The 14,244-nt window shown below is 51.3% G+C and carries 12 protein-coding genes and 1 tRNA gene; 2 read left to right on the forward strand and 11 right to left on the reverse strand.

Annotated features, from left to right (window positions below):
- Positions 1-28 precede the first annotated feature (28 nt).
- From DSCA_RS05705 to DSCA_RS05735, 7 genes are all read right to left on the reverse strand, one after another.
- A complete protein-coding gene (locus DSCA_RS05705; protein ID WP_167527625.1) occupies positions 29-1,774 on the reverse strand; it encodes a tetratricopeptide repeat protein in 1,746 nt (581 codons plus the stop codon).
- A gap of 199 nt (positions 1,775-1,973) precedes the next feature.
- Positions 1,974-2,441: a type II secretion system protein gene (locus DSCA_RS32890; protein ID WP_269434647.1), complete on the reverse strand. Its 468-nt coding sequence runs from the start codon at positions 2,439-2,441 to the stop codon at positions 1,974-1,976.
- A gap of 560 nt (positions 2,442-3,001) precedes the next feature.
- A complete protein-coding gene (locus tag DSCA_RS05715) occupies positions 3,002-4,393 on the reverse strand; it encodes a sigma-54-dependent transcriptional regulator (RefSeq protein ID WP_155315512.1) in 1,392 nt (463 codons plus the stop codon).
- Between the two features lie 26 nt (positions 4,394-4,419).
- Positions 4,420-5,058, reverse strand: coding sequence for a signal peptidase I (gene lepB / locus DSCA_RS05720; RefSeq protein WP_155315513.1), 639 nt, complete (start codon positions 5,056-5,058; stop codon positions 4,420-4,422).
- A 41-nt stretch (positions 5,059-5,099) separates the two neighbouring features.
- Positions 5,100-5,564, reverse strand: coding sequence for a phosphatidylglycerophosphatase A family protein (locus DSCA_RS05725; protein ID WP_155315514.1), 465 nt, complete (start codon positions 5,562-5,564; stop codon positions 5,100-5,102).
- A 69-nt stretch (positions 5,565-5,633) separates the two neighbouring features.
- Positions 5,634-6,833: a nickel pincer cofactor biosynthesis protein LarC gene (gene larC, locus DSCA_RS05730; protein WP_231716386.1), complete on the reverse strand. Its 1,200-nt coding sequence runs from the start codon at positions 6,831-6,833 to the stop codon at positions 5,634-5,636.
- A complete protein-coding gene (locus DSCA_RS05735; protein WP_155315515.1) occupies positions 6,830-6,982 on the reverse strand; it encodes a hypothetical protein in 153 nt (50 codons plus the stop codon). Before DSCA_RS05735 ends, larC begins: the two co-directional genes overlap by 4 nt.
- Positions 6,983-6,999: 17 nt before the next feature.
- On the opposite strand from DSCA_RS05735, the gene DSCA_RS05740 reads away from it, so the two are divergent.
- Positions 7,000-7,097, forward strand: a tRNA-Sec gene (locus DSCA_RS05740).
- Positions 7,098-7,236: 139 nt separating this feature from the next.
- Complete coding sequence (locus DSCA_RS05745; RefSeq protein WP_167527626.1) at positions 7,237-7,938, forward strand: alpha/beta hydrolase; 702 nt, start codon at positions 7,237-7,239, stop codon at positions 7,936-7,938.
- A gap of 195 nt (positions 7,939-8,133) precedes the next feature.
- Here DSCA_RS05745 and DSCA_RS05750 read toward each other — a convergent pair whose 3' ends face one another.
- From DSCA_RS05750 to DSCA_RS05765, 4 genes are all read right to left on the reverse strand, one after another.
- Positions 8,134-8,556, reverse strand: a complete 423-nt coding sequence (locus DSCA_RS05750) for a PilZ domain-containing protein (RefSeq protein ID WP_155315517.1) — start codon at positions 8,554-8,556, stop codon at positions 8,134-8,136.
- A gap of 478 nt (positions 8,557-9,034) precedes the next feature.
- Positions 9,035-10,744, reverse strand: a complete 1,710-nt coding sequence (locus DSCA_RS05755; RefSeq protein ID WP_155315518.1) for an AAA family ATPase — start codon at positions 10,742-10,744, stop codon at positions 9,035-9,037.
- 13 nt (positions 10,745-10,757) lie between these two features.
- The gene (locus DSCA_RS05760; RefSeq protein ID WP_155315519.1) at positions 10,758-11,906 is read right to left on the reverse strand and encodes a hypothetical protein; all 1,149 of its coding nucleotides are present in this window, start codon (positions 11,904-11,906) and stop codon (positions 10,758-10,760) included.
- A 31-nt stretch (positions 11,907-11,937) separates the two neighbouring features.
- Positions 11,938-14,220: a tetratricopeptide repeat protein gene (locus DSCA_RS05765; protein WP_155315520.1), complete on the reverse strand. Its 2,283-nt coding sequence runs from the start codon at positions 14,218-14,220 to the stop codon at positions 11,938-11,940.
- Positions 14,221-14,244: the final 24 nt, after the last annotated feature.

Genomic DNA, 14,244 nt, shown 5'->3' on the forward strand with positions numbered 1-14,244 from the left:
ATTTTCTCTTGACGCATCCGTTCAGTTTTTAATTTACATGATTCTCTTTGTTTTTCCAGAACCGGGCCACGTCACGTAGCCTTCGATAGTCAGGGTTGCCCGGATATTGGTCAACGAGGATATCGGACTGCACCCGGGCCTCTTCAATTTTGCCGGATTTCAGCATGGCCTGGATCATATCATATCGAATCCTCCCAAAACCGGGATAAAGTTCAAGGGCATCTTGAAAATGGGCGACCGCCGTTTGATATTCGCCCTTACGAAAATGAATACTTCCGATATTGCCTTTGATATTCGCCCGGTTGAGCCTGCTTTCCCTCACATTTTGAGACGTCAGTGTCAGGCATCGATTAAAGGCCTCCAACGCTTGGTTGTATTGGGCTTCAGTAGGCTGGTCACTCCAGGCCAGGCTCAATGCAAAACGGAAATTGGCACGGTAATTCAAAGGCGCCTTGTGAACCGCATCCTCCCACAAGGTTACTTCCGTCGCCCATGCTTTGTTTCTGTGGTATGTACCGGCGCAGAAAAACACCACCAGTAGGGCCAGAGCGATCGTGATGGTGGCGGGAAGCCAATTGTTGCGATGCCGCAGTCTTTTTATCCATCCATATATTCCTGCGGAAAAGGGCAAAAATAAGAACAGGGATGGCAGGTAATTGCGATGTTCATATACAAGCTCAAGTGGCCAGATCGAAGATTCTACCGCATGGTTGACAAAGAAAAATAACGCGGCCAAGGAGACCAGGGGCATCCTCCTTGAAAAAAGCAGTGCAGCGGCGATGCTTGAAAAAACGATGAGCATCGCCGGCAGCGTCTGCCAGGGATTCCAGATAGAATCCGACAAGGCGACATCGTGGGCAATAGACAATCGCTGCGGCAGGGGAACGACGATTTGAGAAAGGTAGTGCAGAACAATCCGTGGCTGGGTCAACAGCCTTTCTTCCATGGTAAACGGACGACTGGCATATTTCCCGCGAATATAATCCAAAAAGGTGCCCTCTGCAAAAAACAAGGCCATCGACAACACCAGCACCCCCCCCACGAGGCCAACCCACGCTTGATGCTTCCTGATGAAACCGATTCGCGCCTTCTGCAACACAATCCACTCGAGCAGCAGCAAGGAGAAAGGCAACAGCACCGCATTTTCTTTGGATCCCAGCCCGAAAAGAAAACAGGCGAAGCCCATGCTGAAGAAAAGCCATCGTTTGCAGGCAACATGGGTGGTCCTGGCCTTGAGATAGCAGAGCATGCCAAGCAGGTAAAAAAGCGCCGCCATGATGGCCATTCGTTGAACGACATAGGTGACCGCCTGGGTCTGTATGGGATTGCTTGCCCACAATAAGGCGGCCAGAAGCGCTATTATGCGCCTGCCATTTTCAGCCTCTGTTTTTTTTGGTTGCCCCTGGCTGAGAATGGCGTGGCACATGAGGTAAAGCGCCCATGCGGTCGTGATATGAAGCACCATATTGACCACATGGTAGCCAAAAGGGTCCTGCTTTCCCATGTACCAGTTCAGCGCAAAGGTCAGGTTGGGCAGGGGGCGGAACAGTTTGTCCCCTCTTCCCTTATTGGCAAAAAGGGAATGGTACATGGTTTCTACAGATAACGAGTCGAGGTGCAGGGCCTGATTCCTGAGGATATTCGGCTCGTCATCAAATTGCCATTGCACGTGAAGGCTATTGGAATAAATCGTGACCAGTATGGCCGCCAGTATGGCGAGGCTGAAAGAATGGGAAATGGCCTTTTTTGGAAGAGGATTGATTTTCACATTCATTGTTGGCCTGCACATCGATGAATCGGTCAACCTCATGATGATATCATGGGCATGATAAAATAACGCGGGAAATGATGGGCGATTCGGATGGTTGAGAACAATAAACCAGGGTATTCAACTGTTGTGAATACCCAAAACGCAGGAACAAGAAAAAGGCACGTGGTCGCCCACGTGCCTTTTTTATTTTACGGATCTATCGTTATTCGGCTCTCATGAATTTGAAAGCGACATAGTCGGAGCCGTCAGCTGCGGAACCGGACCAGGTGTCCGTGTTGGCCAGACGGTAGTCGCCAGGGCAGCGTCCGCTTCCATCCTCGACCTGAATGTAAATGTTGTCAAGGTCACCGGCGATGGTACCTTCGTTGGCAGTGTTGGTGCCGAAACGGGTCAGGGTGACGGCATTTTCATTGGTCTGGTAGCTCAGATCGATTTGGGTTACATTTGCCTGTGTCGGCAGGGTGATGTGCCGGGCGATGGAAAAGTAATCGGAAAGGCCGGCTGCAATGGCATTGGCGTCGCTTTCGGCTGCAGAGCAGAACGATTTGTTACGATAGGCGATAAAGTTGGGAATGGCGATGGCGGCCAGGATACCGATGATGGCGATGACGATCATCAATTCGATCAGTGTAAAACCTTTGTTGTTCGTCTTTCTCATTTTGCTAAGCATGTGAACCCTCCTGAAAGTTGATAAATGTTGGTAAAATTAGTTCCACAATAAAATAAAAACTGTTCTTCAGCCTCCTTTTGTTGCAATTGAAGTAAGCACCCAACGTGCCAAATCCTGATTTTATTTGATTATTTTTCTATCTATCCGTAATCTATACTTTTTTATCTTATCCATGCCTTTTTTAACGCCCAACGGATTCTAATTTCGACCGATTCGGGTCAATTTTTGTTAAACCGTGCCAAAAAATGGCATTGTATATTTCAGTCTCGAACATTGGGTTGGAAACGGCCTGACCCTATTATCGCACCCTTCATTGAAAGGTTTAGTTTTTTCGAGTATATTCCACCAGGCAATACGGGTGAGAACAACCCCTCGAAGGACATCCTCGAGAGCTTTCCTTTAAAAGGATATTCCGGTCTGTTTAAACGCGTAACAAAATAGGGAACAAAAACCAGGGAGCGGGTCTGTATCTGTCGCTGAAGCGCTGCGGGAAAGGCGTATTTCTGTGTTACCGATTCATTATTCCGGCGGCACATAAATCCAATCGAAATCTCCGATAGCTAATTGGGGTTGAGTTTGTCAATGCGATATCTGAAGGATCTGAGACTCAGGCCGAGCAGGTCGGCCGCCTTGTTTTTGTTTCCGTCGGTACACTCCATGGCCTTTTCAATATAGGCCCTTTCAATTTCTTCAAGGATCGTGTCCAGCGACACGCCGCGGGACACTTCATCCAGGTCGAATCGACGGTTGCGGATCCCTTCGATCCACCGTTTCTTGTGGATCGACATGGCCAGGCTGTCCGGCAGCAGAATGTTGGTGTTGGACAGGGCCACACTTCTTTCAATCAGGTTTTCCAATTCGCGAATGTTGCCTGGAAAATCATATTTCTTAAGCAGATCAATGGCATAGGATGAAAATTTGGTGACCTGTTTTCCGAGTTCCTGGGAATATTTTTCCAGAAAATGCTGCGCCAGGGGCAACAGGTCACCCTTGCGTTCCCTCAACGGGGGAAGTTTGATTTCAATCACGTTCAGTCGGTAGAACAGGTCTTCACGGAAATTACCGGCGATGACCTCGTCCTCCAGTTTCTTGTTGGTGGCGGAGATGATCCGGATGTCCACCGACATGTCACGGGTGCCGCCCACCGGTCGAAAAACACGTTCCTGGACGGCCCTGAGCAGTTTGACCTGCATGGGAACGCTCAATTCGGCGACCTCGTCCAAAAACAGCGTTCCTTTGTGGGCAATTTCCATCAACCCCTGCTTATCTGTGCTGGCACCGGTAAAGGACCCTTTCCGATGCCCGAAGAATTCACTCTCGAGAAGCGTTTCGGGAATACCGCCACAGTTGATGGTCACAAAAGGCTCATCCGCCCGGTCGCTTTGTTCGTGTATGGCCTTGGCGATCAACTCTTTCCCCGTGCCGCTCTCACCGGTAATCAGGACACTGGACCGCGTTCTGGCCACCTGGCGGATCATTTCATAAATATGAAGCATTCGGGGGCTGTTGCCGACGATCTTTCCGAAATGGACACTCTCCTTTAATTCGTTGTCCAGGGCATGTTTTTCTTTTTCAAGGGTTTTTCGTTCCAATGCATTGGCAATGGTTTGAAGCAGTTCTTTATTTTCAAACGGTTTGGGGACATAATCGAAGGCACCCTGATTCATGGCTTCCACGGCGGTTTCGGTGGTCGCAAAAGCCGAGATCATGATCACCGTGACATGCGGATTTATCTTTTTCGATGCCTTGAGCACCTCCAGCCCCGTCATGTCCCCAAGGCGGATATCGCACAGCAACAGATCGTAATGCTCTTTTTTGACCTTGGAAAGCGCCTCTTTCCCGTTTGCGGCGCATATCACCCGATACCCCTTTTTCTCCAGCATGTATTCCAGGAGTTCGCGCATGCTCAGTTCATCGTCAACAACGAGGATGCTGTATTGCTTTTCAGCCATCAGATTGCTCCGGGTTTAATACCGATCTATTCAAGCAGATGCCCCAATCGACTCCATCGGACGCCAAAATTTTCCTTGTCCCACGACCAATAAATGATAAACGCCTTCCCTTTGACCGCCACCAGGTCGACAAATCCCCAGAACCGGCTGTCGTATGAAAAATCCCGGTTATCGCCCATCACAAAGAGCTTGCCTTGCGGCACTGTCACCGGCCCCAGATTATCCCTGGGTTGAGCCCGGGCGGCATATATTTTGGGATCTTTATAGACCCCGTGACTGTTTTGAACGCGGGAGCCGTTAACAAACAGCTTTTTATTGCGGATTTCGATGACGTCCCCGGGGATACCGATAACGCGCTTGATAAAATCTTTACTGGGATCTTCAGGGAATTCAAAAACGATAATATCGTCATGCTGCGGGTCTTTTATGGGAATGATCGATTTTTTGATAAAGGGCGCTTTGACGCCGTAGATAAACTTATTGACCAGGATGTGATCACCGATCAAAAGGGTGTCTTTCATCGACCCGGACGGGATTTTAAATGCCTGGACCACAAAGGTTCGGATGAACAGGGCCAGGATGACAGCGACAACGATCGCTTCGATATTTTCACGCAACGCCCCTTTTTTCTTGGGTGCCGCGTCGGTTTCTTCAGGCTTTTTCAAAGTGGGAGCAGGCCTTTCTTGTTGTTGAGTATGGTTTGTTTTCAGGTAAACAGATAAAGCCCCAATCGCAACAGGGCATTCGCGAACACGCCGGCGAGGATATCGTCCAGCATGATCCCCAGTCCTCCGGGTACTTTTTTATCAACCCATCGAATCGGGAAAGGCTTCAATATATCAAACACCCGGAACAATGCAAATCCCGAAAGGATGAAAACAGGGGTAAAAGGCAGGGCAAACAAGGTTACCGCCATACCGCAGATTTCATCCACCACGACCTGCTTGGGATCTTTTTGCAGCTCTATTTTTTCAGCAGCATGGGCAATCCATGTGGAGGCGACGACCAGTGCCGGCACCAGAACGAATGCCGGCTTGACGCCGGATAAAGAAATAAACCAGCACAGGGGTAGCGCCGCGAGGGAGCCAAAGGTTCCCGGTGCAATGGGGGAATACCCGATCAGGCCGCCTGTTGCCAAAAAAAGTATCGTCTTCTGTTTAATGGTCAACATGCACAGTCCATTAAAATAAAAGTTGAATGGAGACAACCTGCCGACCCCATGATCGGCGAGAAAACGATTTCATTCATCCCTTTTCACGGAAACGGGCCCGTCCTGCACGGCATGGACAACCGCATCATAGATGGCTTTCAAAGGGGCATCCTTTTCAAGGGCGACCTTCCTGCAGTCCTCGTATTCAGGGGCATATCGCTTGCGGCCGTCCGGAGCGGTGGTGCATTTGACCTGAATGTCCCCATACCCCGTCGTCACCGTGGCTATGGAACGTTTCAGGGTATGCCTGCAGGCCATGTGACAGCGAACGCCGATCGTGGTGGTTTCATTTAGAAGGCATCGGCTGATGGCGTCCTGTTTTCCGGGCAGGCACATCACTTCAACTTTTGTTCCCGGCCGGTTTTTTTTCATCATTATGGGCATATAGCTGACATCAAGCGCCCCCGTTGCAAACAGCCGTTCCATCAAATATCCGAAAATCTCCGGATTCATATCATCGATGTTGGTTTCCACCAGACACACATCCGCCCTGCCCCGCTGATCCTGCGATTCTGTTTTTTCCCCGAGGAAAACCCGCAGCAGGTTGGGCCCATCCTGACCGTCACGCTTGCCGCTTCCATAGCCGATGTGGGCGATTTCCATAGGGGGAGCCGGACCGAATGTTGCCGAAAGTGACGCAATGATTCCCGCCCCGGTGGGGGTAACCATCTCCCCGTCGGAGGAGCCGCCATAAACGGGCAGGCCTTTGAGAATTTCGAGGGTCGCCGGAGCCGGGACCGGCAGCTTGCCGTGGGCGCAATCCACAAAGCCGCTGCCCAGGGGCAAGGGCGAGGCGGAGACCGATTCTATGTTAAAATAGTCTAAACACAGGGCAGCCCCCACAATATCGACAATGCTGTCCACGGCGCCGACCTCATGGAAATGAACGTGCTCCTTTTCGCATCGGTGAATCCGTGCCTCCGCGTCGGCGATACGGCCGAAAATAGAAACGGCGAGGCGTTTGACCTTGTGGTCGAGTGAGCCGTTTTCAATCAGCTTTACGATGTCGCCATAATTTCTGGCGGGCGATGGGTCCTTTTCTATGACGGTGATCTGTTTGGCACCAATGGCGTTTCTTTTAACGTCTTCGGCAACAATTTCAACATTGCCGATCGCCAGGCCCTGTATCTTTTCCGACAGCCATTGGGAGGGCATCCCCATGTCCACGAAAGCCCCGAGGACCATATCGCCGCTGATTCCGGAAAAGCAGTCAAAATGGGCATGCATCATTCAATACCCGGGCTCTGCCATGTCGACCAAATTGCGGAATGATTGCCGGTCAACACCCGATCAGTGGCTGTTATAAAGTGTACCCGGCGCTTTTCCTGAACTTTTTTCATTCCCATAAAAGCGTTGACAAAACAGGCAATTTTCTTCATAAAAGTTTCCATTAAACGGAAGTGCGCAGCTTACTGGTGAGGCTCCCGGACTTCAAATCCGGTGTGGGGCGCTAATACCGTCCCGGGTGGGTTCGATTCCCATGCACTTCCGCCATTTTTTATCAGGCATGCAACACGCGTTTCCGGCTGCACCCGGCAGTTTCCTCGCGCTCTCCTATACTCCAGCGTCGACCATAATTCAAGGATATGATTTTATTTCAGATGGCCAAATGTTGAGCAACACGGAGCGCAGGTTGGATTTTGTTGTCGATGGCCTGAAATTATCCGGTGTACTCCATCTGCCCGAGCGTCCACCGTTGGCCGTGATCGTCGGCTGCCACGGGCTGATGGCCAACAAGAATTCCCCCAAACAGATTGAACTGGCCCGGGGCTGCCTCGCCAATGGCATGGCTTATTTCCGATTTGATCATCGGGGATGTGGCCAGAGTGACGGTGTTTTCGAAAAGGATACCACTCTGGAAAACCGCACCTCGGACCTGACGGCCGCTGTTCACGCAGTTGAAGGCCTGATGGGCAAAAAGATGCCCGTCGGCCTTTTCGGGAGCAGCTTGGGGGGGACGGTGTGCCTCACGGCCGCATCCGGGCTCTCGCCATTTGCCATCGTCACCCTTGCCGCGCCGGTTGAAAGCCGGTCCATCCGCATGCCTGAAGAGTCTCCGGAATCGTTGAAAAACGAGATCGGTGGAAAGCGGATGACGTTCAATATCGGCGGATTGATGACGGCCATCCATCACATCCTGGTCGTTCACGGCAGCAGCGATGAGACGGTTTCCGTTGAAAACGCCCGCACGATTTATCGGATGGCCGGGGAGCCCAGGAAAAAACTGATATTGAACGACGGGGATCACCGGATCAGCAACCGCACACACCAGGAAATATTCATTCAGGCAGCCTTGAAATGGTTTGTGGATTGCTGCCCGCCCCCCGCAAAATAAAAAAGCATCCCGCAGGCGATGCCTTATCTGTCTTCCATTTTTTATTAGTTAGTGCTCGTTCAGAAATAGGCAAATTGGGCCGAGATCAAGACGCGTGAAAAATTTTACCGCAGGCATATAGTTGATATTCCGAGGATAAAATTTTGAGCGCAACGCTGATATCGGACAAATTGGCCATTTATGGATGGGCGCTATTTACCGACTGATAGCGCTATGAATCAATTCTTTCTGATAAGGTGTCAGTTTTTTGGCAAAGCGGACGCCGATACCGTCTTGTTCAGTCCGGACGATGGTACCGGAGATTTTGAATGATTTTTGAAGCGACGGTACGGTAAAAATCAAGGATATTGATTGATTGGTGCGAAGCGGGGCAACCGTTTCAATAAACACGCCGCCGTTACTCAAGTTGTTGATAAAATCCTGATACACCCGATCTGACGTCGAATAATCCACCGGCAGGAAACAGGGGATTCTGGAATCCTCACGGTAATCCAACTGTTCCCACTCATTGAGCAGTGCCTCCAGCATTTTTTTCCGCTGGGGACTCAGCTTGGCTACGGCTTGAATCAAACGATCAGTCAGTTTTTTTTCATCTTCCAGAATATCGATATCACTCATAAGACACTTCCTATGAAAAAATTGTTGCGAAGATATACAGGCGGATCATTCAATTCTAAATTAGCACGAGGATAGGAATATATATAATTCATACGGGAATTTATGTCAACGATGAGAAACCGGCCACAAGGGTTCGGCGTCTTGTTTTTTATGCCGGCAATCGATGAACCCGTAAAAAGTTGCATTTCCGACGGATTCGTAAATGCTTTTTCAGGCCAAACATGACCATATGGCCAAAAGCAACCTAAAAGATGTTGGCGCGGCTTCCAGCTGCGATCATCCTATTGCTTCGCGGCTGAAAGCCGCGCCAACAAAAAAAGACCCAGTTCCGGTTAGTTCCTTAGACGCCCGAGATCAGGATTTGTGAATCCCGAGGATACCGCTACCGCGGGAGACGTAGGCATCGTACTGACTGAACGCCGCAGCGGCGGGGGATTGGAGGACAGCGCAGATAACGCCGTTTCTGTAAATTCGTCAATCACTGGTTTGGGGATATGATCTCAATGACCACCTTGCGTTGCGACCCGCTATCGGATGAGGGCGCATTACCAGGCCCAGTGGCCCCCGGTCCCATGGCAATCGTGCTGATGGTTGAGTCCATGACGCCCCGTCCGACCAGATAGGTTTTCACCATATCCGCCCGGAATTCAGACAGCTTCAGGTTGTAGGCCCGCACACCGGAACTGTCGGTATATCCCCTTAGAACTAGGGTCGCCCCCGGATTCTGAAGACAATATCGGGCGATCAATTCTAGGATGTCATAGGACTCACGGTCCAGTTTATTGGAGTTGAATCCGAAGCGAACCTCGGGGTAATCGCCAAATTTGGCTTTAATTTCCTGGAGAGAGATGCCAGCTGCGGACACGGTTTCGCCGTCAGCATCCATTGACGCGCGGGGCTGCTCCGTCCCACCTTCCGGCGCCGTACTTATTGGGGCAGGAGGCGATACGTCCGCGATTTCAGGCGTCGCTGAAGCATGGTTTTTCTGCGACGACTCCGGGGATTCCGCCTGCAGGCCGGCGACCGAACGCTCAGCGGATGGAGCAGAATGGTCAATTATTTCGCCTTTTTTATTAGGGTCATGGACGACCGCGCCGGTCCGTACAGCGTTTTCCTTTTGGATTTTTTTCGTTACAGCAATTTCGGTTTCATCGGGGGAGACACGCCCACGGTCGATCGCCGTCGTCCGCTGCTGGTTCATAATGAAGAGGGCAATCAGGCTGATCCAGATGACCAGTACCACGAAAAATGCAATCACCAGAGGGCGACTGAACTGTCTCCTCCCGTCATCAACCACTCCCGGCACGTTTTCCATCGATGCCGCGACTGCCGGTTTTTCGTCTGCCGCCTCGGGGGTGGCCATGCTTTTTTGTATGGGCGTACCATAGGGAATTTTCAGTTCCCTGGCGCACTCGCCGACGATTTTTTCATTGATCTTTCTTTTCTCTTTTACGTAGCCCGTCAGCAATGCCTGGTCACAGATGATATTGATCAGCCGGGGAAAGCCATTTGAGAATTTAAAGACCGATTTGATCGCCCCGGACGTGAAGATACTCTCAGTTGATCCGGCGACCTTGAGGCGAAACCGGATGTATTCATTCGTTTCCGATTCAGACAAGGCCGAAATGTTATAATTTATCGTGATACGCTGACGAATGGCACGGTTGCGGGGCCTGAGGATGATATCGTTGAATTCGCTCTGCCCGACGAAAAAAATATTGATCAGCTTGGTATTGAATTTTTCGATATTGGACAGCAGCCGGACCTCTTCCAGCAGTTTCTGGTTGAGATGCTGGCACTCATCGATAATGAGAAGCGTCTGTTTGTTCTGTTTGTGAACGCCGAGCAGATAGTTTTTCAGATAGATGAGAAAATCACCCTTGCTCTTGAAGCGTTTATCCATTTCAAAAGAATCGGCGACAAAGTTGAAAAAATCCATCTTTGCCAGGCCGGGGTCGGTGACCAGGGCCACAAGCACATCATCTCCCAGGCTGTCGATGAGGGCATTGAGAAGTGTTGTTTTTCCGGTCCCCACGTCACCGGTAAGCAGCAAAAACCCCTTGTTGTCAAGGATGCCGTATTTTAATACCGCCAGGGCTTCTTTGTGCTTTTCACCCAGCCACAAAAATTTCGGATCGGTGCTGATCTGAAAAGGTTTAAGGTGCAGCTTGTAAAAATCAAGATACATGGTAATTTCTTATTCAGCGTTTGTCGAGAAACGCCAGATCCTTGTTTTGGGTCAGTTTGGTGCCGATAACCAGGACCTCCACCCGGTTGCCGGCAAGCTTTCGGAAATACAACCGCCCCTTGTATGCGAAAATCACCTCGAAAACCGTTTCCCGGTTTTTTCTGCCAAAAACCTTGCGCTTGATTTGAACGATCGCGGGGTCGTCGTTGAGCTGGTGAACCACCTCTTCCGCCTTGATCTTCATCTCTTCGGTAAGCGCCACAAACCCTTCGATGGCCCTGTCATGAAAATCTGTTTTTTTATACAAGGTGCCGAACCGCTTTTTAACGACATCAACACCTTTGAGCGATTTTCGATTTTTGAGTTCATGGTCCCTTTCAAACTGCTTTATGGTTTCCCGTAAGGCATTGATCTCCTGAACCTGGTCGTCCTGCTGGGACAGGGTTTCGCTGATTTTTTCCTCCAGTGCCACCAGTTCGTCCATCATTTCGTCTTCGGTGGCGGTTGCCTTTTGGCGTTCATGATCCAGCTCCGTCTTCATCGAATTAATTTTTTCTGAAAGCAGGTCGCGCTGCGATTCAAGTCGTTCAAGCTGGACAAGGCGTTGTCGGCGCTCATCGGCCAGGCTGTCGATAATTCCCTGCCGGGCCCGCTCCTCTTCACCGATCCTTAACATGCCGCGCCGGTAAGACAGGAAAAAAACCAGCAGCGAGGCAGCGACACAGGCGAAAAGGATGCAGTTGGCAATCAGGGTATTGTGCTCGACGGTGACGTCAACGGTTTTTATCAACCCGTCATTGAGCATCCTGAAGTTCTCCCTGGCCACGTCAATGCTGCTGACCCCGCTGAAACCCGAACCCGGACCATCGTAGGCATCGGGGTACAGGTAGACGCCGTCGGCCGTTTTCACCGTTACATTGACACGCCCCCCCCAGCGGGGCAGTTTCCGGGTGGCCAGGAAGGCGTCGACGTTCTCCCGGATGACGTCCTGGAGCGTGACGCTGCCGTCGAACAGATAGCGGGTATCACCGGTATACATGGCCGCCAGTTCTTCATCGTACCGTGCACCCATGGTCTGTTCTATCTGCTGGATTGAGAAAACATAAACCAGCGGCGGTAAGAGGATGCACAGAATCAGTGTTTTAATGGGGAAATGGCGCATGGGTCTTCCTGAAAAGGGGTACCGATCGATTTTACATCTCGGACAACATCCGCTTCGCCTCATCGACACCGTCGAAGGTCGTGTCCAGTGCGAGCGCCTTTTCCAGGTAGGATTTGGCACGCTCCTTTTCACCTTTTTGAAACAAGGCGGCCCCCAGGTGGTAATTCACCGTGGCATTTTCAGGCAGCTTTTCCAGGCTGTCGGAAAATTCCTGGGCGGCATTTCCATACAGGCCTTTCTTGTAATAGATCCAGCCGAGCGTATCCATTACACTGGGGTCGTCGGGCAGCTTTTCCTTGGCAATCCTGGCGAAATTCAAGGCCTCATCGATCTGATCCTCACGGGATGACAGCAGGTAGGCCAGGTTATTGGCGGCCGGCGCAAACTGCGGATTGATTTCCAATGCGGCCCGGTAGTGCTTTTCCGACATATGATACTTTTTCTGCATATCATAGATGGTGCCCAGCAACATGTGGGGTCCGGCCTGGTCGGGATTTTTGGCCAGAATGGCATTGTATTGGTCGATGGCCTTCTGCTGTTTCTTACCGGACAGGTAGATCCTCGCCAGTGCATAGTATGGTGGCATAAAATCCGGATTGTCCGCTATGGCCCGCGAAAAGGCCTTTTCCGCAGCCTCGGTTCGCTTCTGGGCCAGGAACAGGCCTCCCTTCAGGTTGTTGATGACGGCCTGATGAACACGTGAATCACCGACTTTTTCCAACTGGTCGTCGCACGCTCTCAAGGCGATATCCAGTTCCCCTTTGGCGCCATAAACCAGGACCAGATTGGTGAATACATCCATCAGCATGGGATTGCGCGCCAGGGCGGCATTGAAGCTTTCCATGGCGCCGTCATAGTCTTTCAGCGATCGCTGCAGAAGTCCCAGCCGATAGTAGCCGGCGGGATTTTCCGGCTTTTCGGCGATGAGGGTTTTATAGGCCACTTCCGCTTCGGCGTTTTTCCCCTGGGCCATGAGCGCGTTGCCCAGCATCATCCGGGCGCGGTAATCCTTGGGGTTCAGGGCCAGGATCTCGGCACTCTCCTTCTGGGCCGTTTCGAAATCCCGTTCACGCAGGGCGATGTCTGCCAGCAGCATTTTGGCTTTCACCAGCTGGGGGTTGAGTTCGACCGATTTGACCAGGGAGGTCTTGGCCACCTGCATTTCCTCCTTGCCCAGGTGGGAAACGCCTTTCAGGTAATGGGCCCGGGAAGAGCGCGGTTCTTCCTTGATCAACTGGTCAAAGATGCCAATGGCCTCGGGGAAATCTTTATTGAAAACAGCAATTTCACCTTTCATCATCCGGGCGGGGAAAAAATTGGGCCGTTCTTCGAGCACCCGGGTCAGGTATCGTTCCGCCTCGTCCATCTGCTGGCGCTTTAAAAAGAAACCGGCCATGGTGGTCATGATATTGATGTCATCCGGCTTGACCGTCAGCGCCTTTTCATACATGCCAAGCGTCTGGTCCACGTTGCCCGACGCGTCGTAAAAGCCGGCGGCAACCATGTAAGGCTTGATTTCATCCGGACTGATCTCTATCGCCTTGAGATAGGCGCGTTCCGCCTCGTCCGGTTGTTTCATCTGAAAGAAGAAGTTGCCGAGAATGATGTACAGATCCGCATTGCCGGGATTTAATTCGATGCTCTTTTCAATCTGGGCCCGGGCCTCGTCAAAGGCCTTCCGGCCCGTGTAAAACCTTGCCAGTTCGAGCCGCGGCTTGATAGCTGCCGGGTCCAGGTGAACCGCACTCATCAATTGGGATTCGGCCTCGTCGAGTTTGCCCTGGCGTGCATATATGCGGGCCAGCCCCATGTAGGCACGACTTTGGGTGCTGTCCAGTTCGAGGATTTTTTCAAATACGGACGCGGCCTCGTAAAGGTTTTTTTCCAGGTCGTAGAGCCCGGCCATCAAAAACAGGGCCTCGATGTTGGTCGGCTCTTTGGCAAGCACCGCCTCGACTTTTTCACGGGATTCGTCCGTTTTCTTGCCCAGCATATAAAAGGTGGCCAGTTTGAGCGCCGCATCGATGTTTTCCGGGTCGAGTTTGGCCACCATGGTGTATTCCCTGAAGGCGCCCCGGGGATCCCCCAGTTTCAGGTAGGTTTCACCCAACCGTTCGTAGGCATCCACAAACTCCGGATCGATCTGTATGGCGTTGCGAAACTCCAGCTCGGCACTTTTATACTCCCCATTTTGAAAATAGGTCTCCCCTTTTTCAAAATGGGATATTTTTTTCTCTTCGTCGGATGAACACCCTGTAAGCACAAATACCGACACCATCATTACAGCCATGATTTCAGCCATGCGACGTTTCATTCAATCTCTCCCGTGATTGTATTT

This window comes from Desulfosarcina alkanivorans (assembly GCF_009688945.1).
Lineage (GTDB): Bacteria > Desulfobacterota > Desulfobacteria > Desulfobacterales > Desulfosarcinaceae > Desulfosarcina > Desulfosarcina alkanivorans.

Bases quoted from the DNA above. Each gene is read 5' to 3' on its own strand.
- DSCA_RS05705 (WP_167527625.1), bottom strand. From the start codon at position 1,774: ATGAATGTGAAAATCAATCCTCTTCCAAAAAAGGCCATTTCCCATTCT.
- DSCA_RS32890 (WP_269434647.1), bottom strand. From the start codon at position 2,441: ATGCTTAGCAAAATGAGAAAGACGAACAACAAAGGTTTTACACTGATC.
- DSCA_RS05715 (WP_155315512.1), bottom strand. From the start codon at position 4,393: ATGGCTGAAAAGCAATACAGCATCCTCGTTGTTGACGATGAACTGAGC.
- DSCA_RS05725 (WP_155315514.1), bottom strand. From the start codon at position 5,564: ATGTTGACCATTAAACAGAAGACGATACTTTTTTTGGCAACAGGCGGC.
- larC (WP_231716386.1), bottom strand. From the start codon at position 6,833: ATGATGCATGCCCATTTTGACTGCTTTTCCGGAATCAGCGGCGATATG.
- DSCA_RS05735 (WP_155315515.1), bottom strand. From the start codon at position 6,982: ATGAAGAAAATTGCCTGTTTTGTCAACGCTTTTATGGGAATGAAAAAA.
- DSCA_RS05750 (WP_155315517.1), bottom strand. From the start codon at position 8,556: ATGAGTGATATCGATATTCTGGAAGATGAAAAAAAACTGACTGATCGT.
- DSCA_RS05755 (WP_155315518.1), bottom strand. From the start codon at position 10,744: ATGTATCTTGATTTTTACAAGCTGCACCTTAAACCTTTTCAGATCAGC.
- DSCA_RS05760 (WP_155315519.1), bottom strand. From the start codon at position 11,906: ATGCGCCATTTCCCCATTAAAACACTGATTCTGTGCATCCTCTTACCG.
- DSCA_RS05765 (WP_155315520.1), bottom strand. From the start codon at position 14,220: ATGAAACGTCGCATGGCTGAAATCATGGCTGTAATGATGGTGTCGGTA.